This is a genomic window from Acidovorax sp. A79, from assembly GCF_041154505.1.
Classification (GTDB): Bacteria; Pseudomonadota; Gammaproteobacteria; order Burkholderiales; family Burkholderiaceae_C; genus Acidovorax.
On the sequence record NZ_AP028672.1, the window covers coordinates 2,212,872 to 2,237,635 of the forward strand.

Annotated in this window: 24 protein-coding genes; 7 read left to right on the forward strand and 17 right to left on the reverse strand. The window is 69.6% G+C overall.

Annotated features, from left to right (window positions below; translation table 11 throughout):
• Positions 1 to 21: 21 nt before the first annotated feature.
• The 7 genes from ACAM51_RS10060 to ACAM51_RS10090 form a co-directional block, all read right to left on the reverse strand.
• Positions 22 to 942, reverse strand: coding sequence for a 2-hydroxyacid dehydrogenase (locus tag ACAM51_RS10060; protein ID WP_369643471.1), 921 nt, complete (start codon positions 940 to 942; stop codon positions 22 to 24).
• Positions 943 to 1,005: 63 nt separating this feature from the next.
• Positions 1,006 to 3,033 (reverse strand): acetyl-CoA carboxylase biotin carboxylase subunit, encoded by a 2,028-nt coding sequence (locus tag ACAM51_RS10065; RefSeq protein ID WP_369643472.1) that lies wholly within the window; start codon positions 3,031 to 3,033, stop codon positions 1,006 to 1,008.
• 2 nt (positions 3,034 to 3,035) lie between these two features.
• Complete coding sequence (locus ACAM51_RS10070; protein ID WP_369643473.1) at positions 3,036 to 3,755, reverse strand: DUF4126 domain-containing protein; 720 nt, start codon at positions 3,753 to 3,755, stop codon at positions 3,036 to 3,038.
• A gap of 171 nt (positions 3,756 to 3,926) precedes the next feature.
• Positions 3,927 to 4,709 (reverse strand): enoyl-CoA hydratase/isomerase family protein, encoded by a 783-nt coding sequence (locus tag ACAM51_RS10075; protein WP_369643474.1) that lies wholly within the window; start codon positions 4,707 to 4,709, stop codon positions 3,927 to 3,929.
• Complete coding sequence (locus tag ACAM51_RS10080) at positions 4,706 to 5,215, reverse strand: DinB family protein (RefSeq protein ID WP_218339893.1); 510 nt, start codon at positions 5,213 to 5,215, stop codon at positions 4,706 to 4,708. Before ACAM51_RS10080 ends, ACAM51_RS10075 begins: the two co-directional genes overlap by 4 nt.
• Positions 5,216 to 5,232: 17 nt before the next feature.
• Positions 5,233 to 6,840 (reverse strand): carboxyl transferase domain-containing protein, encoded by a 1,608-nt coding sequence (locus ACAM51_RS10085; RefSeq protein WP_369643475.1) that lies wholly within the window; start codon positions 6,838 to 6,840, stop codon positions 5,233 to 5,235.
• A gap of 22 nt (positions 6,841 to 6,862) precedes the next feature.
• Entirely contained in the window at positions 6,863 to 8,599 is a 1,737-nt protein-coding gene (locus tag ACAM51_RS10090) for an AMP-binding protein (protein WP_369643476.1), read from the reverse strand.
• Positions 8,600 to 8,809: 210 nt separating this feature from the next.
• On the opposite strand from ACAM51_RS10090, the gene ACAM51_RS10095 reads away from it, so the two are divergent.
• Both ACAM51_RS10095 and ACAM51_RS10100 read left to right on the forward strand, forming a co-directional pair.
• A complete protein-coding gene (locus tag ACAM51_RS10095) occupies positions 8,810 to 9,820 on the forward strand; it encodes an AraC family transcriptional regulator (protein WP_369643798.1) in 1,011 nt (336 codons plus the stop codon).
• Between the two features lie 116 nt (positions 9,821 to 9,936).
• The gene (locus ACAM51_RS10100; RefSeq protein ID WP_369643477.1) at positions 9,937 to 10,617 is read left to right on the forward strand and encodes a glutathione S-transferase family protein; all 681 of its coding nucleotides are present in this window, start codon (positions 9,937 to 9,939) and stop codon (positions 10,615 to 10,617) included.
• A 57-nt stretch (positions 10,618 to 10,674) separates the two neighbouring features.
• Here ACAM51_RS10100 and ACAM51_RS10105 read toward each other — a convergent pair whose 3' ends face one another.
• From ACAM51_RS10105 to ACAM51_RS10120, 4 genes are all read right to left on the reverse strand, one after another.
• A complete protein-coding gene (locus ACAM51_RS10105) occupies positions 10,675 to 12,093 on the reverse strand; it encodes a patatin-like phospholipase family protein (protein ID WP_369643478.1) in 1,419 nt (472 codons plus the stop codon).
• 27 nt (positions 12,094 to 12,120) lie between these two features.
• Positions 12,121 to 12,774, reverse strand: a complete 654-nt coding sequence (locus ACAM51_RS10110) for an HAD family phosphatase (protein ID WP_218296282.1) — start codon at positions 12,772 to 12,774, stop codon at positions 12,121 to 12,123.
• A gap of 50 nt (positions 12,775 to 12,824) precedes the next feature.
• The gene (locus ACAM51_RS10115) at positions 12,825 to 13,190 is read right to left on the reverse strand and encodes a YchJ family protein (RefSeq protein ID WP_369643799.1); all 366 of its coding nucleotides are present in this window, start codon (positions 13,188 to 13,190) and stop codon (positions 12,825 to 12,827) included.
• Between the two features lie 102 nt (positions 13,191 to 13,292).
• Complete coding sequence (locus ACAM51_RS10120) at positions 13,293 to 13,991, reverse strand: DUF4197 domain-containing protein (protein WP_218296283.1); 699 nt, start codon at positions 13,989 to 13,991, stop codon at positions 13,293 to 13,295.
• A 132-nt stretch (positions 13,992 to 14,123) separates the two neighbouring features.
• Here ACAM51_RS10120 and ACAM51_RS10125 point away from each other — a divergent pair, with 132 nt between their 5' ends.
• The gene (locus ACAM51_RS10125; protein ID WP_218296284.1) at positions 14,124 to 14,603 is read left to right on the forward strand and encodes a DUF421 domain-containing protein; all 480 of its coding nucleotides are present in this window, start codon (positions 14,124 to 14,126) and stop codon (positions 14,601 to 14,603) included.
• Between the two features lie 73 nt (positions 14,604 to 14,676).
• Here the strand turns inward: ACAM51_RS10125 and ACAM51_RS10130 are convergent, their stop codons facing one another.
• A complete protein-coding gene (locus tag ACAM51_RS10130; RefSeq protein WP_369643479.1) occupies positions 14,677 to 15,744 on the reverse strand; it encodes a hypothetical protein in 1,068 nt (355 codons plus the stop codon).
• Between the two features lie 183 nt (positions 15,745 to 15,927).
• Between ACAM51_RS10130 and ACAM51_RS10135 the strand changes: the two genes are divergently transcribed.
• The 4 genes from ACAM51_RS10135 (at position 15,928) to ACAM51_RS10150 (ending at position 19,888) form a co-directional block, all read left to right on the forward strand.
• Positions 15,928 to 16,581, forward strand: a complete 654-nt coding sequence (locus ACAM51_RS10135) for a response regulator transcription factor (RefSeq protein WP_218296286.1) — start codon at positions 15,928 to 15,930, stop codon at positions 16,579 to 16,581.
• A gap of 21 nt (positions 16,582 to 16,602) precedes the next feature.
• The gene (locus ACAM51_RS10140; RefSeq protein ID WP_218296287.1) at positions 16,603 to 16,797 is read left to right on the forward strand and encodes a hypothetical protein; all 195 of its coding nucleotides are present in this window, start codon (positions 16,603 to 16,605) and stop codon (positions 16,795 to 16,797) included.
• Positions 16,794 to 18,608, forward strand: a complete 1,815-nt coding sequence (locus tag ACAM51_RS10145) for an ATP-binding protein (RefSeq protein WP_369643480.1) — start codon at positions 16,794 to 16,796, stop codon at positions 18,606 to 18,608. Before ACAM51_RS10140 ends, ACAM51_RS10145 begins: the two co-directional genes overlap by 4 nt.
• Before the next feature lie 89 nt (positions 18,609 to 18,697).
• Positions 18,698 to 19,888, forward strand: coding sequence for a hypothetical protein (locus tag ACAM51_RS10150; RefSeq protein WP_369643481.1), 1,191 nt, complete (start codon positions 18,698 to 18,700; stop codon positions 19,886 to 19,888).
• Here ACAM51_RS10150 and ACAM51_RS10155 read toward each other — a convergent pair.
• The 5 genes from ACAM51_RS10155 to ACAM51_RS10175 form a co-directional block, all read right to left on the reverse strand.
• Entirely contained in the window at positions 19,870 to 21,000 is a 1,131-nt protein-coding gene (locus ACAM51_RS10155; protein WP_369643482.1) for an acyl-CoA dehydrogenase family protein, read from the reverse strand. The genes ACAM51_RS10150 and ACAM51_RS10155 overlap by 19 nt on opposite strands.
• Before the next feature lie 42 nt (positions 21,001 to 21,042).
• A complete protein-coding gene (locus ACAM51_RS10160) occupies positions 21,043 to 21,711 on the reverse strand; it encodes an SDR family oxidoreductase (protein ID WP_369643483.1) in 669 nt (222 codons plus the stop codon).
• An 87-nt stretch (positions 21,712 to 21,798) separates the two neighbouring features.
• Positions 21,799 to 22,431, reverse strand: coding sequence for a pyridoxamine 5'-phosphate oxidase family protein (locus tag ACAM51_RS10165; RefSeq protein ID WP_369643484.1), 633 nt, complete (start codon positions 22,429 to 22,431; stop codon positions 21,799 to 21,801).
• A 13-nt stretch (positions 22,432 to 22,444) separates the two neighbouring features.
• Entirely contained in the window at positions 22,445 to 23,500 is a 1,056-nt protein-coding gene (locus ACAM51_RS10170) for a DUF695 domain-containing protein (RefSeq protein WP_369643485.1), read from the reverse strand.
• Between the two features lie 46 nt (positions 23,501 to 23,546).
• Positions 23,547 to 24,740 (reverse strand): acetyl-CoA C-acyltransferase, encoded by a 1,194-nt coding sequence (locus tag ACAM51_RS10175; protein ID WP_369643486.1) that lies wholly within the window; start codon positions 24,738 to 24,740, stop codon positions 23,547 to 23,549.
• Between the last annotated feature and the right edge of the window lie 24 nt (positions 24,741 to 24,764).

Genomic DNA, 24,764 nt, shown 5'->3' on the forward strand with positions numbered 1-24,764 from the left:
AGACACCGCCGGCCAGCGGCCTCAGTACCCGCGCCCGGGGTTCACCACGCCCGCGACCGCCTCGCCCCGCTGCAGCGCGGCCATCTTGCGCGCGATCTGGGCAATGCTCTCCTCGCGCAGCGTGCGCGCCGAGGTGTGGGGGGTGACGGTGATGCGCGGGTGGTTCCAGAACGCGTGGCCCGCGGGCAGCGGTTCGGTGCGGAACACATCGAGCGTGGCGCCAGCCACGTGGCCGCTGCCGATGGCCGCCAGCAGGTCTTCGTCCACGAGGTGCGCACCGCGCGCCACGTTGATGACGTAGGCGCCCGGCCGCAGGCGGCCCAGCGTTTCCTTGTTGATGACATTGGCCGTGTCGGGCGTGAGCGGCAGCAGGTTGACCAGCACGCGGCTGGCCGCCAGGAAGTCGTGGAACTGCTCCGCGCCACTGAAGGCGCGCACCCCTTCGATGGCCTTGGGGCTGCGGCTCCAGCCGTTGACCGGGAACTCGAACTGCGCCAGCGCCTTGGCCACGCGCTCGCCCAGCACGCCCAGGCCCATCACGCCAATGGGGTAGTCGCCACGCAGGCGCGGCTTGCGGTAGCCCCAGCGCCCTGCCGTCATGTCGGCCTCGTAGCCGTCGAACTCGCGAAAGTGGCGGATGACCGCATGGCACACGTACTCGGCCATCTGCACGGCCATGCCCGCATCGTCGAGCCGCACCACCAGCGCACCGGGCGGCAGGCGCAGCTTGAGCAGCGCATCCACGCCCGCCCCGATATTGAACAGCGCCTTGAGGCCTGGCTGCTCGTCCATGAACTGCTGGGGCGGCGCCCAGACCACGGCGTAGTCGGCCAGCGGCGCACCGGGCTGCCACACGGAAATATCAGCGCCGGGCAATGCGGCGGAAAGCCCCTGGAGCCAGGGGTCGGCCTTGGTGTCGGTACAGCAGAAGGTGATTTTCATGGCGCCCAAGCGTAACGGCATTGCCCCCCGCGCGCTGTCGCATGCGGGGTGCCCTGCGGCCGCCTACGCCTTTTCGGCCACCACCAGCTTGAGCAGCTCCGCGCCTTCGGTCACCTGGTCGCCCGGGGCGTACAGCAGCTCCTGCACCACGCCGTCTGCGGGCGCGGCAATGGTGTGCTCCATCTTCATGGCTTCCATCACCGCCAGCGGCTGGCCCTTGGTGACGGCATCGCCCGCCTTGACGGCAAAAGACACCACCTTGCCGGGCATGGGGGCCGTGAGGCGCCCGCCTTCGGCCGCTGCCTCGCCCGCATGGGCCAGCAGGTCGATGGCGGTGATCTGCGTCGCGCCGCGCGGGGTGAACACATGGTCCACCTCGCCCTGGGCGTACACCGCAGCGCGGGTGCGCTGGCCTGCGAACTGCAGTTCGATGGCGCCGCCTTGTTCCGCGAATTCCAGCGGCCCTGCCACGGCCGCATCGCCCTCGCCAACCGCCAGGTGCAGCGCGCCGTCACGTTCGTAGGTAAGCCAGGCCTTGGCGTGCTCGCCGCCAAACTCGAACTCGAAGCGGCGGCGCGTGAGCGCGTGCGAATGAAAACCGTCGCGGCGGCTGAAGGGGTCCACGCCTTCGGTGGCGCGTTCATGCAGCACCGTCTGCGCCACGGCGGCTGCGGCGGCCAGGGGCAGGCCCACCGGCTCCTGGTGGAACAGCACCGCCTGCTCGCGCGGGATCAGCGCGGTGTCGAGCTGGGCGTTGGCAAATGCACCGGTGCGCGCCACGCGGCGCAGGAACTGCACGTTGGTCGCCAGGCCCACGATGTGCGTTTGCGCCAGGGCCTCGTCCAGCCGCGCCAGTGCCTGCTCGCGCGTGTCGCCGTGCACGATGAGCTTGGCCACCATGGAGTCGTAGAACGGGCTGATCGCATCGCCCTGGCGCACGCCGGAGTCCACGCGCACCGCGCCCCGCTCGAAGGTCACGCAGTCGGGCAGCGCATACACGTTGAGCGCGCCGGTGGCGGGCAGGAAGTTGTTGTCGGGGTTCTCGGCGCAGATGCGCGCTTCGATCGCATGGCCGGTGATGCGCAGCGCGTCCTGTGTCAAAGGCAGCGGCTCGCCAGACGCCACGCGCAGTTGCCACTCCACCAGATCGAGCCCCGTGATGGCCTCCGTCACCGGGTGCTCCACCTGCAGGCGGGTGTTCATTTCCATGAAGTAGAACTTCATCTGGTCGGGCCGCTCGTAGCCACCGGGCTGCTCCACGATGAACTCCACCGTGCCCGCGCCCACGTAGTTCACCGCCTTGGCGGCGGCCACGGCGGCTTCGCCCATCTGTGCGCGCAGTTCCGGCGTCATGCCGGGGGCGGGGGCCTCTTCCAGCACCTTCTGGTGGCGGCGCTGCACGGAGCAGTCGCGCTCGAACAGATAGACGCAGTTGCCGTGCGTGTCGCCAAACACCTGGATCTCGATGTGGCGGGGGCGCTGCACGTATTTTTCGACCAGCACCGCGTCGTCGCCAAAGCTGTTGATGGCCTCGCGCTTGCACGATTCGAGCGCGGCGGCGAAGTCCCCGCTCTTGTCCACCGCGCGCATGCCCTTGCCGCCGCCGCCCGCGCTGGCCTTGATGAGCACGGGGTAGCCGATGCGGTCGGCCTCGCGCTGCAGCAGCGCCGGGTCCTGGTCACTGCCGTGGTAGCCGGGCACCAGGGGCACGCCGGCCTTTTCCATGAGCTGCTTGGACTCGGCCTTCAGGCCCATGTCCTTGATGGCCGAGGGTGGCGGGCCGATGAAGACCAGGCCTGCGGCCGCGCAGGCGTGGGCGAAGTCCTCGTTCTCGGACAGGAAGCCGTAGCCCGGGTGGATGGCCTGTGCACCCGTGGCCTGGGCGGCTTCGATAATGCGCTCCCAGCGCAGATAGCTGTCCTTGGGCGCGCTGCCACCGATGTGCACGGCCTCGTCGCACACGGCCACGTGCTTGGCCTTGGCGTCGGCATCGGAGTACACCGCAACGGTCTTCACGCCCAGGCGCTTGGCCGTAGCGGCGACCCGGCAGGCGATCTCGCCACGATTGGCAATCAGAATCTTTTTGAACATTTTTAAGCCACCTTGGCAGAACCAGAAAAGAAAGAAGACAAGCGCCGCACCACGGCGCGCAGAAACTTGAACAGCACCACCAGGAGCAACACCGACACGGCCACCATCAGCACCAGTGCGATGCCGAAGGCCACCGGGTGCTGCGTGGCCAGCCACACCACGGCCACCACCAGGCCGTCTTCGAAAAACGACAGCAGCCAGTTGGAAAACGGCTCGGGCGAGGTGTTGGCCGCTGCGCGCGTGGTCATCTTGGTGGCCATCGACGTGGCGGCCAGCGACCCGCCCAGCAAACCGGCCACCACGCCCATGGTGGCGTTGTCGGCACCGAACACGCCCGCGGCCAGCAGGGCGCCGCCGGGCACGCGGATGACGGTGTGCACGGCGTCCCAGGCGCTGTCGATCCACGGGACCTTGTCCGCAAAGAACTCGACCAGCATCAGGCCGCCCGCCACCAGCAGCACCAGCGGGTTCTGCAGCACGTGCAGACCGGGGGGCAAGGGCATCCAGCCCATGGCACCCATGCCGCCGACGAGGAACACGACCGCGTACAGCCGAAAGCCGCTGGCCCAGCCCAGCGCGGCGGCCAGCGCCAGCAGGCTGGGCATGTCGAGCCGCGCGGTGGCCGTGGCCGCTGCGTCACCCACGGCGCGCGCCGTGCCGCCATCCACATGCAGCCCCAGCGTGTGGAGCCACTGCACGATGTTGAGCCAGAGGGTGTCCATGTCAGTAGGTCTCCCCGACACTGTGAAAGATCGCTGGCCGCGACAACTGGCGCGCCCCAGGCCAGGGACGCCGAGCAAGGGCCGCCCCGCAGCGAGGGCGTCGTCCACCTGCCCGGTGCGCGCAGCGCAACGAGAGCGGGGGGAAGGCGCGCAGCGCCTCAGGGGGGTGTCTCATATCAGCCAGTTCGGCTTGCGCTTGTTCAGGAAGGAATGCACGCCCTCCTTGCCCTCGTCGCTGGCGCGGATGTCGGCAATGCCCTGCACGGTGGCGGCGATCAGGCCCGCGTTGATCTCCCGCTCGGCCACATCCATCACCAGCTTCTTGCATACGCGCACGGCGTTGGGACTGGCACTGGTCAGGGCTTTCAGCAGTTCGTCCACCTTGGCGTCGAGCTGGTCGGCCGCCACGACCTCGTGCACGAAGCCGATGCGCAGCGCCTCGGCCGCGCCGAAGCGCTCGGCCGTCAGGAAATAGCGGTGCGCGGCGCGCGCCCCCATGGCACGGATCACATAGGGGCTGATGGTGGCGGGGATGAGGCCCAGCTTCACCTCGCTGAGGCAAAAGCCCGCCGTGTCCACCGCCACGGCCATGTCGCACGCGGCCACCAGGCCCATGCCACCGGCGTACACGTCGCCCTGCACGCGGGCAATCGTCGGCTTCTCGCATGCATAGATCACGCGCAGCATCTCGGCCAGCTTGGCGGCGTCGGCCACGTTCTCGTCGCGCGTGTAGTCGGCCATGCGGCGCATCCAGTTGAGGTTGGCGCCCGCACAGAACGCGGGGCCCTCGGCCGCCAGCACCACGGCGCGCACATCGGCACGCCCGCCCACCTCCATGAAGGCGGCGGTGATCTCGGCGATGACTTCGTCGCTGAAGGCGTTGCGGATCTCGGGCTGCGTGAGCGTGATGCGCGCCACGGCGCCGGTGTGGGTGATGGACAGGTTCTGGCTCATGGCTTGGGCGGGTTTTGCAGGAAGTAGACAAGGTCCAGCTCGGGGCTGGACTGGCCCAGGGCGGTCAATGCGGCGGTGATCTGGCCCCGGTGGTGCGTGCCGTGGTTGAACACATGCGCCAGCGTGGCCGCGAACGGCAGCGATGCCGCCGTGCCGCGCATGGTGGTGTAGTCCAGCGTACCGTCCCAGCGGCCTGGGGCGAACGAAGCGATCAGCGGTGCCCAGCGGGCCGCGCCCTCGCGCAGGCGGGCATCCAGCCGCGCGCGGTCGCTTTCCAGTTCGGCGTCCAGCGCCATCTTGGGCGAGGTGCCTTCGGCAAACCGCACGAACCACAGATGGTGTTCGCCCACCAGCAGGTGGTTGAGCGTGCCGTGGATGCTCTTGAAGAACAGGCCCACATCGCGCCGGTAGGCCTCTTCAGGCAGCGCCCGCACGGCATCGAGCAGGCGCGCCGTGGCCCACACGTTGTAGCGTGCGAGCTGGGTGAAGTGGGCGACGGCGTCCATGACGGCTCCCGGCACGGTCACATGCGGAACAGGCCGAACCTGGTGTCTTCGATGGGCGCATTGCGCGTGGCCGCCAGGCCCAGCGCCAGCACGCGGCGGGTGTCGGCCGGGTCGATCACGCCGTCGTCCCACAGGCGGGCAGTGGCGTAGTAGGGGTGGCCCTGGTCTTCGTACTGGCGGCGGATGGGTGCCTTGAAGGCTTCTTCTTCCTCCATGCTCCACTGCCCGCCCTTGCCCTCGATGCCATCGCGCTTGACGGTGGCGAGCACGCCGGCCGCCTGCTCGCCGCCCATCACGCTGATGCGCGCGTTGGGCCACATCCACAGGAAGCGGGGCGAGTACGCGCGGCCGCACATGCCGTAGTTGCCGGCGCCAAAGCTGCCGCCGATGATGATGGTGAACTTGGGCACGCTGGCCGTGGCCACGGCCGTGACCATCTTGGCGCCGTTGCGCGCGATGCCTTCGTTCTCGTACTTGCGCCCGACCATGAAGCCGGTGATGTTCTGCAGGAACACGAGCGGGATCTTGCGCTGGCAGCACAGCTCGATGAAATGCGCGCCCTTCAGGGCCGACTCGCTGAACAGGATGCCGTTGTTGGCGATGATGCCGACCATCATGCCTTCGATGCGCGCGAAGCCCGTGACCAGCGTGGTGCCATAGCGCGCCTTGAACTCGTCGAACTCGCTGCCATCGACGATGCGGGCAATGATCTCGCGCACGTCGAAGGGCTTGCGTGTGTCGACGGGGATCACGCCGTAGAGCTCTTCAGCTACAAATTTAGGAGCTACTGGCGCTTGATCGGCGGGCGCTGGAGCCTTGTTTTTGTTCAGATTTCGCACCGCATTGCGCGCCAGTTGCAGCGCATGCAGGTCGTTTTGCGCCAGGTGGTCGGCCACCCCCGACAGGCGCGTGTGCACGTCGCCACCGCCCAGGTCCTCGGCGGTGACGACCTCGCCCGTGGCGGCTTTGACCAGCGGCGGGCCGCCCAGGAAGATGGTGCCCTGGTTCTTGACGATGATGGACTCGTCGCTCATGGCCGGCACGTAGGCGCCGCCCGCCGTGCAGCTGCCCATGACCACGGCGATCTGCGAGATGCCCATGGCGCTCATGTTGGCCTGGTTGAAGAAGATGCGGCCGAAGTGGTCGCGGTCCGGAAAGACCTCGTCCTGGTTGGGCAGGTTGGCACCGCCCGAGTCCACCAGGTAGATGCAGGTGAGGTGGTTCTGCTGCGCCACTTCCTGCGCGCGCAGGTGCTTCTTGACGGTGAGCGGGTAGTAGGTGCCGCCCTTCACCGTGGCGTCGTTGCACACGATCATGCAGTCCACGCCGCTCACGCGGCCGATGCCGGCAATCAGCCCCGAGCTGGGCGCATCGTTGTTGTACATGTTGAGCGCGGCCAGCGGTGCCAGCTCCAGGAACGGTGTGCCCGGGTCCAGCAGCATCTGCACGCGTTCGCGCGGCAGCAGCTTGCCGCGCGCGGTGTGCTTGGCGCGGGCCGCTTCGCCGCCGCCCTGGGCGACCTTGTCGAGCTGGGCGCGCAGGTCGTCGACCAGCGTGCGCATGGCCGCGGCGTTGGCCAGGAAGTCCGCCGAGCGGGCGTTGAGTTGGGTGTCGAGAATGGTCATGCTGTGTTGCTTCTTGTGTGTTTCACGCGGTCTTGGCTTCGACCAGACCGAGCTGATCCTTCATCTCATCGCGGATCTTGAACTTCTGGATCTTGCCCGTCACCGTCATCGGGAAGCTGGTGACGAAGCGGATGTAGCGCGGCACCTTGTAGTGCGCGATCTGGCCCTTGCAGAAGGCGCGGATGTCGTCTTCGGTGGGCTTCGTGCCCGGCTTGGCGATGATCCAGGCGCAGAGCTCCTCGCCATACTTGGCATCGGGCACGCCCACCACCTGCACGTCCTGCACCTGCGGGTGGCGGTACAGGAACTCTTCGATCTCACGCGGGTAGATGTTCTCGCCGCCACGGATCACCATGTCCTTGATGCGGCCGACGATGTTCACATAGCCCTCGGCGTCCATGGTGGCGAGGTCGCCGGTGTGCATCCAGCCGCCTTCGTCGATGGCCTCGCGGGTCTTGGCATCGTCGCCCCAGTAGCCGTGCATCACCGAATAGCCCTTGGTGCAGAACTCGCCGCGCTGGCCGATGGGCACCACGGCGCCGGTGTCGGGGTCCACGATCTTGACCTCCAGGTGCGGCTGCACCTGGCCCACGGTGGAGACGCGCTTGTCGAGCGGCGTGTCGGTGCTGCTCTGGCAGCTGACCGGGCTGGTCTCGGTCATGCCGTAGGCGATGGTGATCTCGCGCAGGTTCATCTGCTCCACCACGCGCTTCATCACCTCGGTGGGGCAGGGAGAGCCCGCCATGATGCCGGTGCGCAGGGTGGACAGGTCGAACTCGGCGAACCGCGGGTGGTCCAGCTCGGCGATGAACATCGTGGGGACGCCGTGCAGGCCGGTGCAGCGCTCGTCCTGCACCGTCTGCAGCACGGTGAGCGGGTCGAACCCGTCGTTGGGGTACACGATGGTGGCGCCGTGTGTCAGGCACGCCAGGTTGCCCAGCACCATGCCGAAGCAGTGGTACAGCGGCACGGGGATGCACAGGCGGTCCTCGGGCGTGAGCTTCATGCATTCGCCGATGAAGAAGCCGTTGTTCAGGATGTTGCGGTGCGTGAGCGTGGCGCCCTTCGGGAAGCCCGTGGTGCCGCTGGTGAACTGGATGTTGATGGGGTCGGTGGCCTTGAGCGTGGCGGCCACCTGGGCCAGGCGCGGGTCGGCCGCATCGCCGCGCGCGATCAGGTCCGAAAAGCGCAGCAGCCCGGGCTCGTCGGCGCCCTGGCCCGCCTCGTCGATCCACACCACCGTGTGCAGGTGGGGCAGCTTCACCGCGCCCAGCTGGCCCGGCTGCTGGTGCTGCCACTGGGGCGCCAGCTCGCGCAGCATGCCCAGGTAGTCGCTGGTCTTGAAGCGCGCCATGGTCACCAGCAGCTTGCAGCCCACCTTGTTCAGGGCGTATTCGACTTCGGACGTGCGGTAGGCCGGGTTGATGTTGACCAGCACCAGGCCCGCCTGCGCGGTGGCCAGCTGCATCAGCACCCATTCGGCGTTGTTGTGCGACCAGATGCCCACGCGGTCGCCGGGCGCCAGGCCCTGGCCGAGCAGCGCGCTGGCCAGGCGCTGCGCCTGGACCTGCAGTTCGGCGTAGGTGTAGCGGCGCCCCTGGTGCACGCTGACCAGCGCCTCGCGCCCCGGTTGGCGGGCCACCATGCCGGCAAAGAAATCGCCGATGGTCTGCTCGATCAGCGGGACGCCGCTGGCGCCACGGGCGTGGCTGCCGGTGAGAGGGGCCGCGGCGGCAAAGGCGGCAGGGGTCGTCGTCATGTTGTGTCTCCTTGCATGGCTCTTCCTCCCGCGTGCGGCGGCGGGGGCGGCGATCCGTAAGCATAGAAGCCCTGGTCCGGCCCTGGTTGCCACAAAGGTTGCAAATCGTGCCACGCATCGGGCACACTGCCTTGTGTGAAACCCGTTGCCCCCACCCCCGAGCCGGCCTGGCAGGCCCTGGCCCCCACCAGCGCACCCGCCGTGACGCCCATGGCCTTCGTGCGGGCGATCGCGCTGGCCTACGAACGCCGGGGCATGGGCCCCGAACGCGCCCTGGCGCAGGCACAGATCGCGCCGGAGCTGCTGCACGATACCCATGCCCGCATCACCGCCTGGCAGATGGAGCAGATCTCCGATGCCGCCATGCAGGAGCTGGACGACGAGGCCCTGGGCTGGTTCAGCCGGCGCCTGCCCTGGGGCAGCTACGGCATGCTGGCGCGCGCGTCCATCAGCTCGCCCAACCTGCAGGTGGCGCTGGCACGCTGGTGCCGCCACCACGGGCTGCTCGCGGACGATATCGCGCTGCACCTCACGGCCCAGGGCGGCACCGCCACCCTGGGCATCGCCGAAGCACGCGACCTGGGCGCGTTGCGCGAGTTCTGCCTGGTCTCGGTGCTGCGCAATGCACACGGGCTGGCCTGCTGGCTGGTGGATTCGCGCATACCGCTGATCGCCGCCGAGTTCGCGTTCGCCGCGCCGCCGCATGCGGACGCGTACGCGGTGCTCTTCCGCGGCCCGGTGGCCTTTGGCGCCCCGCGGACGGCCATCCACTTCGATGCGCGCTACCTCAGCCTGCCCCTGCGGCGCGACGAGCAGGCCCTGCGCCAGATGCTGCAGCACGCCCTGCCCCTGACGGTGCTGCAGTACCGGCGCGACCGGCTGCTGGTGCAGCGCGTGCGCCAGCTGCTGGGCGCCCCCGTGGCCGGGCAACTGGCGCATGCGCTGCCCCAGCACAGCGCCGAATCGCTCGCGGGCCTGCTGCATGTGTCGCCGCGCACGCTGCACCGCCAGCTCAAGGAAGAAGGCGCCACGCTGCAGGGCCTGAAGGACGAGGTGCGCCAAAGCCGCGCCGTGGACCTGCTGCACCGCACGGACCGCCCCATCAAGCAGGTGGCCGAGGCGGCGGGCTTCGTCAACGAGAAGAGCTTCATCCGCGCGTTCCGCGGCTGGACGGGGGATTCGCCGGCGGAGTTCCGGCGCAAGGCGCGCAACGCCGCATGAAGCGTTGCGGCGCTGCGTGACGAGCGTCGCCAGGACGGCACCGGCCAGCGCACTTTCGCCACCCGCCACTACACTGGCGGGCCCGGTCACCACACCGCCATGCCCCCACCGCACCCATGATCCATCTGTACCACTGCGTCAGCGCCCGCTCCTTCCGCCCGTTGTGGATGCTGGAAGAGCTGCGGCTGCCGTACGTGCTGCACATGCTGCCGTTTCCGCCGCGCGCGCACGCCCGCTGGTTCCTGGAAGAGAACCCGCTGGGCACCGTGCCGCTGCTGGTGCAGGGCAAGGCGCCACACCAGGTGCGCATGACCGAATCGGCCGCCATCTGCCAGTACCTGGCCGCCGCGCACCCGGACGCCGGGCTGGACGTGCGCCCCCCCGACCCGGCCTTTGGCGCCTACCTGAACTGGCTGCACCTGGGCGAGGCCACGCTCACCTTTCCGCAGACGCTGGTGCTGCGCTATGGGCGTTTCGAACCCGCGGACCGCAAGCAGCCTCAGGTGGTGGTGGACTACAGCCGCTGGTTCCTGGCGCGCCTGCGCGCGGTGGAGGCCGCCGTGGCCCGCAGCGACTACCTGTGCGCGGGCCGCTTCACGGCGGCCGATGTGTCGGTGGGCTATGCGCTGCTGCTGGCCCAGCACCTGGACCTGGAGCCGCAGTTCGGCGAGGCCACGCGCGCCTACTGGCAGCGGCTGCAGCAGCGCCCCGGCTACCAGAGGGCCCTGGCCGCGCAGATCGAAGCGGCCGAGGACCAGGACGTGCCCACCACCCCCGCGCCCGACACGCGGCCCTGAGCCAGGGACGAAAGGCCTGCCCGCGCGGGCTGTCGGCCGACCGGCCCCGCGCCTCTGTCACTGCGACGGCTGCGGCGGCCTGGGTGCGCCGTGCAGCAATGACTGCACCAGCGCGCGGAACTCGGGCGAATGCCGCAGCACGCTGCCGCCGGCCTCGATGAGGTCGGTGACCTCTTCGTGGGAGATGGAGAACGCCGTGGGCACCTGCAGCAGGCGCCGCCGCGCCACGTCGTCCGGCGCGTCGCGCAGGTTCACGGGAATCACATGGATCTCGGCATCGGGCGCGAAGGCATCGCCGCTGCCCGTGGAGCCCGCGGCCAGGGCCTGGCGCCACTGCTGGGTGATGTCGCGCAGGAACTCCTGCGTCTCGCGCGTGGCGCGTGCGCCGGTGCCGAACAGCAGCGCATCCACCACCTGGGCCATGTTGGGCACCTGGTCGCTCATGTCGATGTTGACCGACGGGTCGCGCTCCGCGTTCACGGTGATCAGCACCAGCTTGCGGATGGTGGCGGGCGGGATGCCCACCTCGCTGAACGTCTGGCGCAGGCCGCCGCCCGCCAGGGCCCGGTCCAGCAGGCGCTGCACGCCCAGGTTGTCGGCCAGACCGCCGTCCACCAGGTGGATGTAGGGCTTGCGCTGCGCGTCGGTGTAGCTCAGTTCGTGCGCGCGGTACAGCCGGGCACGGTAGTCGCCAGCGGCCGCGGCGCGCGCGCTGGCCGTGGAGCCGGTGCGGCGTTCAGGGCACTGGTCGGCGTAGTTCTTGAGCGTCATCGGGCTGAGCAGCAGCGGCACGGCCGACGAGGACGCCACCGCAAACGACAGCGGCACCTTGCGCAGGTCCGAGCAGATCAGCGTGAACTGCTCCCAGGTGAACTCGAAGCCCGTGCCCAGCGACATGTCGGTGGCGGTGATGAACAGTTGCGGGTGGCGCGGGCGCCGCTCCACATCGCCGAAGGTCAGCCCGCCGTACAGGTCGTCCAGCCGCCGCGCGAGCAGGTGGGTGCGGCCCAGCCAGGGCGAGGTCAGGTCCACCAGGTTGCCGGGCCGCAGGGCCTGGGTGATGAGGCTGTTCTGGAAGTTCTGCCGCAGGAAGTCGTGCTCGAACCGGGGCAGCCCCTCGATGCCATGCGCCGCGAAGTAGGCGGCAACAATGCTGCCGCCCGACACGCCGCTCACCACGTCCGTGGCGTCCAGCAGGGTGGTGTCCCGCCCATTCCAGCGAAAGCGGGTCTGCTGCATCTCGGTCAGCACGCCGAAGCCGAAGGCGGCCGCGCGCGCGCCGCCGCCCGAAAGCGTCACGGCCACCAGGATGGTGGGGTCGCGCTCGGACTTGCGCACGGGGATGTCCCGGTCTTCGGGCGGCAGCGGCTCGTTGATCCAGGGGCGCACCGACGAGCAGCCCATGAGAACGCCGAGGGCCGCGAGCGCGGCGCAGTTGCGTAGCCACCGTGGCAGCTGGCTGCTGTGCTTGGGCATGGCGTGTCCTGGTGCGAACAGCAGCGGTCAGCAGCCCAGCAAGGCCGGCAGCTCGGCCATGCTGCGAAACACCTCAGACGCCCCCGCCGCGCGCAGGGCCTCCCCATCGTCCAGCGGCGCATAGGCAAACACCGTGGCGCCCGCCGCCACCCCCGCAGTGACGCCCGTCACCGTGTCTTCGACCACCGCGCAGCGCAGGGGCTGCGCCTGCAGCGCGGCGGCCGCCGCCAGGTACACGTCCGGCGCGGGCTTGGTGCGCGGCATTTCGTGGCCGCTGAAGATGCGGCCCTCGAAGAAGGGCGTGAGGCCCACCTTGGCCAGCTGCATCTCCACCTTGTGCCGGTCGGCCCCCGAGGCGCAGGCGATGCGCCCGCCGTGGTGCGCGTGCACGCGCTCGATGGTGCCGTGGATGTGCTCGATGGCCGTGAGGCGCTGGTCCAGCTCGGCATTGCGCCGCGCATAGAAATCGGCCATCCATGCATCGGTGAGCGGCCGGCCGGTGTGGGTCTCGATGCGGGCGGCCTCGCTGCGCACGGTCTTGCCGATGAAGATGCGCATGCACTCCTCGGCGCTCAGGGCCCAGCCGGCCTCCGCGAGCATGTCGCGCAGCACGCCGTTGGTGATCGGTTCGCTGTCCACCAGGACCCCGTCGCAGTCGAACAGTATTGCTTCAAATTTCATAGCTTATGGCGCTTATGGATAAAGGGCTTGAAGTCATTTTCATGCAAATTTCAACCGTGGACATCGCCATCCACATAGAACCAGCGCCCGCCTTCGCGCACGAAGCGGCTGGTCTCGTGCAGGCGCACGGCACGGCCGCCCACGCGGTAGCGCGCCACGAACTCGACTTCCGCACGGCCTTCGCCCGTGGCGCGGTGGCCGCGCACCGCAAGCCCGAGCCACCGCGCGCCCGCATCGAAATCCATCGACGCGGGGCGCGTGGTGGGGTGCCAGGTGGCCTGCAGGTACTCGGCCCGCTCGCCCACGAACGCGGTGTACCGGGACCGCATGAGGCTTTCGGCGTCGGGCGCGGGCACCGCTTCCAGATGGTCCACATAGCGGCCGCAGCAGTCGGCATAACGCAGCACGGCGGCCATGCCGCCGGCGCGCCGGCCCGCGGGCGCCACGGTGCGTCCGCACGGGCAGGGTGCGCTGTCGGCCAGGGCCATGGGCGGGGTGCGCATTGCGGTGAACGGCGATCAGCGCAGCGCGCCGAACACCTTGCGGGCGATGGCACTGCCCGCGCCGGCCGGGTCCTGGCGGATGCGGCGCTCTTCCTCGCCGATCATGGTGTACAGGCCATCGAGCGTCTTGCCGGTGACGTACCGCGCCAGGTTGGCCTCTTCGGGCTTGAGCAGTCCGAAGCCCGCGGCCTTGCCAGCGAAGGCGTTGTACTTCTGGGTGAGGCCCACCTTCTCCGTCGCCTGGTCCACCACCGGCAGGAAGCGCTCCCCCAGCGGCACGCGCGTCTTCTCGGCGAAGAAGGCCGTCACCGAGGTGCTTCCTCCCGCCAGGATGTTCTTGGCGTCCGTCACCGTCATGTTCTGCACCGCGCCCACGAGCAGGTCCTTGCCCATGGGCACGGCGGCCTCGGCGGCGCGGTTGATGGAGGTGACCAGCTCATCGACGCGCTTGCCCTGGCCCAGCGACTTCATGACCTTGGCCGCGTCGTCCAGGTAGCCGGGAAGCCCGATGCGCACCTTGGGATTGCCCAGGAAACCGTCGGGCCGCCCCAGCAGCGACACCGCGGCCTGGGCGCCCTGGCCCAGCGCGGCCTTGAGGCCGCCCGTGGCATCGGCATTGGAGAGATCGCCCAGCGACAGGGCCCAGGCCTGCTGCCAGCTGGCGCACAGCAGCGCCCCCAGGGCACTGGCTTGGTGGAATTGGCGGCGTTGCATGGAGGTGTTTTCTTTCTGTGAAGGGACCGGGGCCGCACGGGGCGTGGGCCGGCCTGGCAGGTGGCATGTCCGGGATTTTCGCTCAGCGCCGTAGACTGGCACGCGACACAACCCTCCAAGAAGGAGCCTGCAATGTGGGAAATGAATGTGCCGTGGTGGGAGTTCGTGCTGCGCGGCGTGGTGGTCTATGTCTTTTTGCTGGTGTTCCTGCGCCTGACAGGCAAGCGGCAGACAGGGCAGTACGCGCCGTTCGACCTCGTGCTGCTGCTGATCCTGTCCAACGCGGTGCAGAACTCGATGAACGCGGGCGACAACTCGCTGGTGGGCGGACTCGTCTCGGCCACCACGCTCATCGGCTGCCACGTGGTGCTGGCGCAGCTGACGTTCCGCTTCGCGTGGATGGAGCGGCTGATCGACGGCACGCCGCGGGTGCTGGTGGAGCAGGGACAGGTGAACGCCGACCTCCTGCGCAAGGAGCTGCTTTCACCGGACGACCTCGAGGCCGCGCTGCGCGCCAGCGGATGCCTGCACCTGCACGAGGTGGAGCGCGCGACCATCGAGACCAATGGGCAGATCACGGTGGTGCTGCGGCGCCGGGGCAGTGGCGGCTGAAATTCCGCCCGCCCCCCGTCCAGCCGCCCGGCCGTGCCCACGGGCCGCCACGGCCCGCAGGGAGCACGGGGGTTCAGTTCTGGGTGTAGCAGGCCTTGTTCTGGATGGAGATGTCGGCCGAGGCCTCCACGGCGGCGGCCGAGCCGAACAGGCTGGGGTTCTGGTCGCCCAGCGGGCACAGGTAGGGGCCCTTGCGCGCCCACACGGTGCGCGAGGTCAACCCCGTGACCTGGGCCCAGCTGCCCCAGAAGGCGGCGAGCGTGGGTGTCGCGCCCGTGCGGTCAAACGTGAAATTGCCCCCATCGCCCCCTTGCCCGCCAATGACCGCGCCCGCGGCGGTGCAGTTCCCGTCGGAGTAGGTCGCCACGCCCAGGCTGACCGTGGCCCGGGTCTCGCCTTGCCGCACGATGCGCCACAGCGACCGGCCCCATTGGCCCGGGCCGATGGGCGTGCAACGCTCCTGCTTCCAGTCCCCCTGCGGCAGTGCCACGGCCGTGGCGCAGGCCACCTCCACCGAGCCGACATGGGCCGAACCCACCGTGCCGCTGCCGTTGCGCACCGCGCAGTTCTGGCCTGCGGGCGGGGTCTTCACCGTGACGGCATAGGGGCTGCCCGTGGCCACCGCCGTGGAAAACGCGAAGCCGCCGTTGCTGGCCAGGGACAGGTCATCGCCGCCGTTGTTCTGCAGCACCACAGCGCCGCCCGCCAGGCCCGATACCGAGCCCCCCACCGTGAAGGTGGCCGCCGCCAGGTTCTCGCAGCGCACCTGCACATCGCCCACGTTCGCGGTGGCGGTGCCCGTGCCTTGCGCCACGGCGCAGCGCTGGCCGCCGGGCTGCGTCCTGACGGTGACGGCATAGGCCACGCCGCGGTCCAGCCGGGCCGCGAACACAAAACCGCCGTTGGCGTTCACGGCCAGGTCATCGCCGCCATTGTTCTGCAGGGTCAGCGCCTTGCCGGCGCCCAGGCCGACCACGGAGCCCCCCACGGTGAAGGCCCCGGCCGTGGGCGGGGGCGTGGTGCCGCCGTCGCCATCGCCGCCCCCGCAGCCCGCCAGCAACACCGCGGCCAGCCCAAGAGGGGCCCAGCGGACTGCGGGCCGTGCGTGGTGCCGGGTGAACTTTGCGCTTGTGGGGGTCATGAACGGAAACCTCCTGGGTGGTGAATGAATGGGTGAAAGAGGGGCGGATTCTGTGCGGCACGCCGCCCGCCGCAAAACCCTACCGAGGTAGGGTTTGCGCGCCGCCCCTTCCGGTCCACACTTGGCAGAATTTGCTTTGCTGCGGCATCCTGGCGCCCGGCGCCGCAGCGCCCCCCGGCCCCCATGTCACCCTATGCACTCATCCTGGACGACCACCCGCTGGTAGCACGCGGCGTGGCCGAATTCCTGCGCTTGCGCCTGCCCTACCTGGAGGTGGCCGTGGCCGGGTGCGCCGATGACTTTCTGCCGCTGGTGGCCACGCGGGGTGCCCCCGCCATCGCGCTCGTCGACTTCTGGCTGGCCGAAGGTGCCGCGCTGGGCCTGATCGCGCTGGTGCGCGAGCACTGCCCCGGCACCGCGCTGGCGGTCGTCAGCGGCGACGACGACCCGGCCATGATGGAGCGCGTGCGCCAGGCGGGCGCGCACGGCTTCATCCACAAGCAGACTCCGCCAGAGATCTTCGCCCAGGCGGTGGAGGCCCTGCTGGGCGGCCTGGCCTGGTTTGTGCCCGCCCCCCCCGGCAACCAGCCCCCGCGCAGCCGCGACCTGCCGGTCACGCCTGCCGAACTGGGCCTGTCGGTGCGCCAGGGCGAAATCCTGGCGCTGGTGCTGCAGGGGCTGCCCAACAAGCGCATCGCGCTGCAGTACGACCTGTCGGAGAGCACGGTCAAGGAGCACATGAGCGCCATCCTCCTGCGCCTGGGCGCACGCACCCGCGTGGAGGCCATCACGGGACTGCGCGGGCGCCGGCTGGTCCTGCCCGATCCACCCGCCTGAACACCGGCCCGCCCGCGCCCCATGCCACTCCAGTTCTTGCCGCGCCGCTGGTTTCCCCACCCCCATCCCCGCGCCGGCACCGGACCGGGCGAGCGCGGCCAGGTGCGCATCCCGGCCTGGACCGCGGTCCACGCCCGCGCGGCCCTGGGCATGTGGCGGCAGGTGCGCCGGCTGCGGCGCCGCCGGGAGGCGGCGGCCACCTTCGCAGGCACATGACGCCCAACACCAAGGCCCCGGGCCACGCGCACGGCGCGCCCAGCGCACAAGGCTGGCTGCTGCTGCTCGAAGCCTCTTTTGCGCGCCTGCGGCTGGGCATGTCGGTCATGCCCGCCATGGGGCTGCTGTTTGGCCTGCTGCTGGGCTGGCAGGGTGGGCAGGCCATGCCGCTGCTGGCGTGGGGAGGCGCATACCTGCCCGTGTTGCTGTTCGTGGGGTGGGGCCACCGGCAGTACCGGCGCGAACGCGCCTTGCGGCCGCCCGAAGCCCTGCTGCCCCCCTGGACCCGCCGCGTGTGCTACCTGGCCCTGGTGCACGGGGTAGGTGTTTCACTCTCGATAGCGTTGTCGCTGGGCCACGCCAGCTACGAATTCATGCTGTTGCTGCATATCACGCTGGCGGGCATTCTGGCCGCCAACGCAGCGCAGATGACCGCCACGCTCGCTGTCTACCGCATGTATTTCGTGGGTGCGGTGGGTGGGCTGGCGATGATCCCCTGGGCGTTTCCGGCGCAGTGGCCGTTTGTACTGCCCATGACGCTGGTGATGGCCGCCGTGATCTACCGCAGCGCCATGAACTCGCACCGGTTCTTCGTGCGCCAGGTGGTGCTGGAAGAGCGCAGCCGCGACCTGGCCGAGCGCTACCGCGAGGCCAGCGACGCGGCCGAAGCCGCGCTGGCCGAGAAGAACCGGTTTCTGAGCACCGCCGCCCACGACCTGCGCCAGCCCGTGCACGCCATGGCGTTGCTGGCCGAAGCCATTGCGCTGCAGGGCCAGGACCACCCGCACATCGGCCCCTTGCTGGGCCAGTGGCGGCTGAGCATGCACTCGCTCAGCCAGATGTTCGACGCCCTGCTCGACCTGTCGCGCATCGAATCAGGCACGGTGGAGCTGCGGCCCGCGCCCGTGCCGCTGGCCCACCTGTTCGACGACCTGCGCCACCAGTTCGTCACCGAAGCCACCGCGCGCGGGCTGGCCCTGCGCATGCGCCCGCCCCCGGCGCACGCCACGGTGCTGGCCGACCCCGCGCTGGTGCGGCAGTCGCTGGCCAACCTGGTGCACAACGCCTTGCGCTACACACTGCGGGGCGGGGTGCTGGTGGGCGCACGGCAGCGCGGTGGCCACTGGCGGCTGGAGGTGTGGGACACCGGCGAAGGCGTGGCACCACAGGAGCAGGCCGCCATCTACCAGGCCTTCTACCGCCCGCAGAGCGCGGGGCACCTCCACCGCGAAGGCCACGGCCTGGGGCTGGCCGTGGTGGCGCGCTGCGTGGCGCTGATGGGTGCACGCCAGGGCATGGCCTCGCGTCCGGGGCGGGGGTCGTGTTTCTGGATCGAGCTGCCGGCCACGGCCGCGCCTGCGCTGGCGCCCGACGCACGTGGCACCGCCGCGCCACGCACCTGGCCCCGCCTGCAGGGCCGGTGCCTGGTGCTGGACGACGATCCCCACGTGCTGCGGGCCTGGGCCATGCTGGCGCAGGCCTGGGGCATCGAAGTGCGACTGGCCAGCGATGCGCGCGAGGCGCTTTCACACCTCGATGCAGGCTTCGTGCCACACGCCATCCTGTGCGACCAGCAGTTGCGCTCCGGCGAGAGTGGTTTCGATGTGCTGCAGATGCTGCTGGCGCAGTGCCCCGGCGCCCGGGGCGCCATGGTGAGCGGCGAGTTTGATGCCCTCGAACTGCATGAAGCGCAGGAGCAGGGCTACCTCGTGCTGAAAAAACCGATGGATGCGGGCGCGCTGCATGCGGTGCTGGAGCGATGGCTGGACACGCCGTCCGATGAGCCAACGGCGCCGGCCGTCGGCCCGTGATGCGCGGCATGCGCAGGTCCCTCTAACATGCGCGGCAAAGACCGGCGCCCACCGCGCGCTGGCAGCCAGACGTCCGAGGGAGCCACGCCATGAACACTACCCAGACCGCCGCCCAGGAATTCCAGCCACGCTGGCTGTACCAGGCCAGCGACGGAAAAGGCCGCCCCATAGAGGGCTTTGTCCACGCCAAGACCGCCGAAGAGGCCTTGCAGGCCATTGCGGCGATACAGCCTCCACTGAGCCATATCCAGCTCCACACCTCAGGGCTGTACGCCCGCGCCATGACCGAAATGGCAGACGATGTGCTGGGACCTCTGGATGTGAAGGCACTGCGCCAGCTCGCGCGGGACCAGATCGAGGCCCTGGAACGCCCGGGCCTGTCTACCACGTTGCGCCAGTTGCTGCGCAACAACCGCACCTGGCTGCTGGTCTGCGCCGCATTGCTGGCCGTGGCCCTGTGGCGCCAGTGGAGTCCCTGGGCGGTGGGCAGCCTGATCGTGGCAATGCTGGTGCCCTTTGCCCTGTTTGCCTACATGCACCGGTTCCAGCGCATGTACCAGCAGGTGCTTCAAGCACACGCCACGGGCGATGTCCCGCGCCTGGAAGTGCTGGCACAGCGGCTGGCCCGCTCCGCCGAGCGCCACCGGTTCCTGCGTCAGCCCGCGTGGGATGCGGCTGTGCGCGTGGCGTGGTTTGAGGCGCGCGCCGAAGGCGTGGACTCGGTGCTCCTGCGCCTGCGCATCCATCCCATGCGCCCACCGGAAGAAGACGAGTTTCTGGCTCGCACCTATACCCTGCCGCTGGCCACGGGCGACCACGCCGGCTTTACGGCGCGCTTGCGGGAACTGATCGCCTCGCGCCCCGCAGAGCCTACGCTGCAGCTGGATCTTGCCCTGGGGGAAGCACGCGCAGGCCACACGGAAGAGGCCGCTCGCCTGCTGGGCGCACTGCAGTCCGCGCTGTTGCCGCCCCATGGGCAGGCGTTCATCGACTGGGTGCAGGGCCTCGTCGCGCTGCGCAACCCGGCCCTGGCTGGCGAGGCCGCGAGTCTCCTGGGCAAAGCCTGCGGGCAGTTCCTTGGGTTGGTGCGCACGGCCCCGGGTGCATGGCCTTCCCTGGCCGTCTGCACCTGCGACTACGCGCTGGCCCTGGCGTGGAGCGGGCGCACTGAAGCGGCACTCGCGGCGTTTGCCAGCGTCCACCCCGTGGCCCGGCACCATGCCGAGCCCGAGCGGCTGGCCCTGCTGCAGCGCGAGTTACGTCAAGCCAGCGCGCGCTGAATGATGATCTTCTGCACGTCGCTCGTGCCTTCGTAGATCTGGCACACGCGCACGTCGCGGTAGATGCGCTCCACCGGGAAGTCGTTCACCACGCCGTAGCCGCCCAGCGTCTGGATGGCGGCGCTGCACACGCGTTCGGCCATCTCGCTGGCGAACAGCTTGGCCATGGCGGCTTCCTTCAGGCAGGGCCGGCCCGCATCGCGCAGCGCGGCGGCGTGCCAGATGAGCTGGCGCGCGGCCTCGATCTGCGTGGCGCAATCGGCCAGGCGAAAGCCCACGGCCTGGTGGTTGAAGATGGCGGTGCCGAAGCTCTCGCGCTCTTTCGAATACGCCAGCGCCGCGTCGAAGGCACTGCGTGCCATGCCCACGCTTTGCGCGGCGATGCCGATGCGGCCGCCCTCGAGCGCGCCGAGGGCGATCTTGTAGCCCTCGCCTTCCGCGCCGATCAGGTTTTCGGCCGGAATGCGGCAGTGGTCGAAGTTGATCTGCGCGGTGTCGCTGCTGTGCTGGCCCAGCTTGTCTTCGAGCCGCGCGACCACGTAGCCCGGGTTGCTGGTGGGCACGAGGAAGGCGCTCATGCCCTTCTTGCCCGCGCCCTTGTCGGTGACGGCGATGACGATGGCCACGTGGCCGTTCTTGCCGCTGGTGATGAACTGCTTGACGCCGTTGATCACGTATTCATCGCCCTGCTTCACCGCCGTGGTGCGCAGTGCGGACGCGTCGGAGCCCACATGCGGCTCGGTCAGGCAGAACGCGCCCAGCATCTCGCCACGGGCCAGCGGCGTGAGCCAGTCGCGCTTTTGCTGGGCGTTGCCGTAGCGCATGAGGATGGCGTTGACCGGGCAGTTGGTCACGCTGATGGCGGTGCTGGTGCCGCCGTCGCCGGCCGCGATCTCTTCAAGCACCAGCGCGAGGGTGACGTAGTCGAGGTGTGCGCCGCCAAATTCTTCGGGCACGCAGATGCCATACGCGCCCAGCGCGGCCAGGCCCTGGTGCGCCTCCTTGGGGAAGTGGTGTTCCTTGTCCCAGCGCGCGGCGTGGGGCCACAGCTGTTCCTGCGCGAAGTCGCGCACCGCGTCGCGGATCATTTCCTGGTCTTGGGTCAGCAGCATCGGGGTTGTCTCCAGAAGTCGTTGTGGGTTCGGTCGAAAGGGTTACCAGTGGGTGGCGCGGCGGCCGTCGTGGTGCAGCAGGCGGCCCTTGTCGGCGGCGGTGACGCCCGCCACGGTGGCGCGCAGGCCGCGCACGCTGTCCTGCACCGTCAGCGCGGCGCCTTCGCCGCCCATGTCGGTCTGCACCCAGCCGGGGTCGATGGTGATGAGCGTGGCGCCTGGGTAGTCATGCTGGGCCGCGGCCACCGCCATGTTCAGCGCCGCCTTGCTGGTGCGATACAGCCAGGAGCCGCTGCCCGGCACGCTGCCAATCTGCGACATGGACGAGGACAGGAACGCGAACACGCCCTGCGCGTCGGCCACCAGGGGCGCGACCTGCGGCAGCGCCTGCATGGCGCCCAGCACGTTGGTGTGCATGACGGCGTCGAAGTCCTGCTGCGTGGGCGGCGTGAGCGCGTTGGGACGGCGGATGACGCCCGCCACGTACCAGGCGGTCTCGATCTTTTCGCCGTCCAGTTGCCAGGCCAGCGCGCTCACACTGGCGGGGTTGGCCACGTCCACGGTGAGCACCTCGGCGCCCAGGGCCTGCACCCGTTCGCGGCCCGCGTCGTCGCGCACGGTGGCGATCACGCGGCGGCCCGCCTCGGCGTACTGGCGCACCAGCTCCAGACCGATGCCGCGCGATGCGCCGATGACAAGTATGGATTTCATGGTTGAAATTTGGATTGAATTGGGCCCTGGCGCCTATGTATCAAGCGCCAATAGCTATCAAAATAGTAGCAATCACTCTCAACACCCTCAGGCGTCGCCGAGCTGCTGCTCCTGCGCCAGTTGGGCGCGGTAGCGCTGCAGCATCGCCACTTGCGACTCAGGCTCGGTGGCGAGGCCCATCTGGTCGTGGATCATCTGGCCCATCGTGGGCAGCGCGGCGCGGTCCACCTGCGCATCGGCGGACCACAGCCGCGAGCGCATGAAGGCCTTGGAGCAGTGCAGATACGCCTCGGCCACGCGCACTTCGATCACCATCTTTGGGCGCTGGCGCCCGGCCGTGAAGAAGTCCGTGTACAGCGCCTCGTCGCGCAGGCGCGCGGTGCCGTTCACCCGCAGGGTTTCGTCCACGCCCGGAATCATGAACAGCAGGCCGATGCGCGGGTCATCGAGCAGGTTGGTCAGGGTGTCGAGCCGGTTGTTGCCCCCCGCGTCGGGCAGCAGCAGGGTGTGCGCATCGGGCGACTTCACGAAACCGGGCGCACCGCCGCGCGGCGAGGCATCGAGCAATGCGCCATGGAGACCACCACTGGCCACCACGCAGAACGGCGACAGGGCAATGAAGCGCTGGCAGTGCGCATCCAGCTGCGGTTGCTGCTTGTGCAGGGCCCGCTCGCTTGGGGCGGCATACAGGGCGCGCAGCTGCTCGGTGGTTTCGATCATGGTCGCGTCCAGGTCAATGCACGGCAAATTCGAAGTAGCCCGACCACGCCGGGTCATAGGTGGTGGACAGCACCAGCGACTCGGCCTCGTCCCGCAGCAGCAGGGGTGCCAGCGCCTGCCTGGCCAGTTGCTCGTCGCCCACGTAGTAGACGGCCTTGCGGTGCCCGGCACGGGTCAGGGTGTAGGCCAGGATGCCCAGCTGGGGCAGCTCCAGCAGCGTGGCGGCCTGGTCCTGCAGCGCCTGCACGGCGGCCAGCTCATCGCGGTCCCCCACGGCCAGGTCCAGCACCAGAGCGTGCGACAGGTCGGCGCGCATGGCCACGGGGCTGGCGCTGCGGTTGACCATGACAATGGCGGTGTCCTCGCGCCCCCCGGGGCCTTCGTCGCCGTCGCCATCTCCGGGCTCGCCGCCGAACGCCAGCGTCATGCCCGACCAGTCGTGTTCACCCGCCGGGAAGTCTCCCGTGCGGCCCAGCGTCTCGACCCAGTAGCGATCAAACACCGGAGGCAACTGGCTGAGTGGGACCCACTGCGCCTGCGGGTCGCCAGCCTGCCCGACAAAATCCACCGCCCCCACCTTGACGGCGAAATCGTACTCGCCGAGCACATGGTCGAGCATGATGAACGCCATGTTGCGCGCATGGTCCTGGTAGTCGCTCGGGATCTCGCGGCCAAAGCGGATCTCCAGCGCGGCCTGCCCGCCATCCTGATCCAGGGCGATGAGCACCTCGGACGTGGCCAGCTGGAAACCGTCCATGCCGATGGGAAAGTCCGGCTGCGTGGTGCGCTCGCGGAACGCGCGCACGCGGTAGTTCTGCAGCGCGGGCGCGGCCGCCACCGCCTGCATCAGCAGTGGAAATTTTTCGGTGCTGCCGTGGGCGGTGACGATGAGGTCCACCACCGCATCGCCGTCGCCGCCGGACATCTCCAGCGCGAGGCCGCCCAGGTGGCGCTCGATGAGCGCGTTGGCGGACTCGACCCGCTCGCGCAGCGGCTGGGCCTGGAGCGATGCCTGGGCATCGGAAAACGCGCGCCAGAAGGCGGTGATCTCGGGAGAGGGTGCGGTCATCACTGTCCTTGTGAAAAGAGCCAAATCATCCCATCTCCCTCCCGCATCAAACGAGTTCCAGCGCCACCGCCGTGGCTTCGCCGCCGCCGATGCACAGCGTGGCCAGGCCCTTGGTCAGGCCCCGTGCCTGGAGGGCATACATCAGCGTGACCATGATGCGGGCACCGCTGGCACCGATGGGGTGGCCCAGGGCGCAGGCGCCGCCGTTCACGTTGACCTTGTCGTGCGGCAGGTCCAGCTCTTTCATCAGCGCCATGGGCACCACGGCGAAGGCCTCGTTGATCTCCCACAGCTGCACGTCGCCCACTTCCCAGCCGGCCTTGGCCAGCGCTTTCTGCGTGGCGCCCAGGGGGGCGGTGGCGAACCACTCGGGCTCTTGCGCGTGGGTAGCGTGGCTCACGACGCGCGCCAGCGGCTTGGCCCCGAGCTTCTTCGCGGTGGATTCGCGCATCATCACCAGCGCGGCGGCGCCGTCGTTGATGCTGGAGCTGGATGCGGCGGTGATGGTGCCGTCCTTCTTGAAGGCGGGCTTCAAGGTGGCGATCTTCTCCAGCTTGACCTTGCCCGGGCCTTCGTCCACCGACACCACGGTCTCGCCCGCGCGGGTCTTGACGGTGACGGGTACGATCTCGGCCGCGAACGCGCCGGACTCGGTAGCGGCCTTGGCGCGCTGCACGCTGGCCGTGGCGAACGCGTCCTGCTGCTCGCGCGTGAACTGGTACTTGGCCGCGCAGTCTTCGCCAAAGGTGCCCATGCTGCGGCCTGCTTCATAGGCGTCTTCCAGGCCGTCGAGCATCATGTGGTCGAAGATGCGGTCATGGCCCAGGCGGTAGCCGCCACGCCCCTTCTGCAGCAGGTAGGGGGCGTTGGTCATGCTCTCCATGCCGCCGGCCACCATCACGTCGTGCGTGCCGGCCAGCAGCATGTCGTGCGCCATCATCGCGGCCTTCATGCCCGAGCCGCACATCTTGCTGAGCGTGACCGCGCCAGCGCCCTTGGGCAGGCCGCCCTTGAAGGCCGCCTGGCGTGCGGGCGCCTGGCCCTGGCCGGCCATCAGGCAGTTGCCGAACAGCACCTCGCCCACGGCGTCGGGTGACACACCGGCGCGCTCGATGGCGGCCTGGATCGCGGCGCCGCCCAGGTCGTGCGCGGCCAGGCTGGAAAAGTCGCCTTGCAGCGAGCCCATGGGGGTGCGCGCGGCGCCGACGATGACGATGGGGTCTTGGGTGGATGCGGACATGGTGCAAGTCTCCTGGGAAGGGTT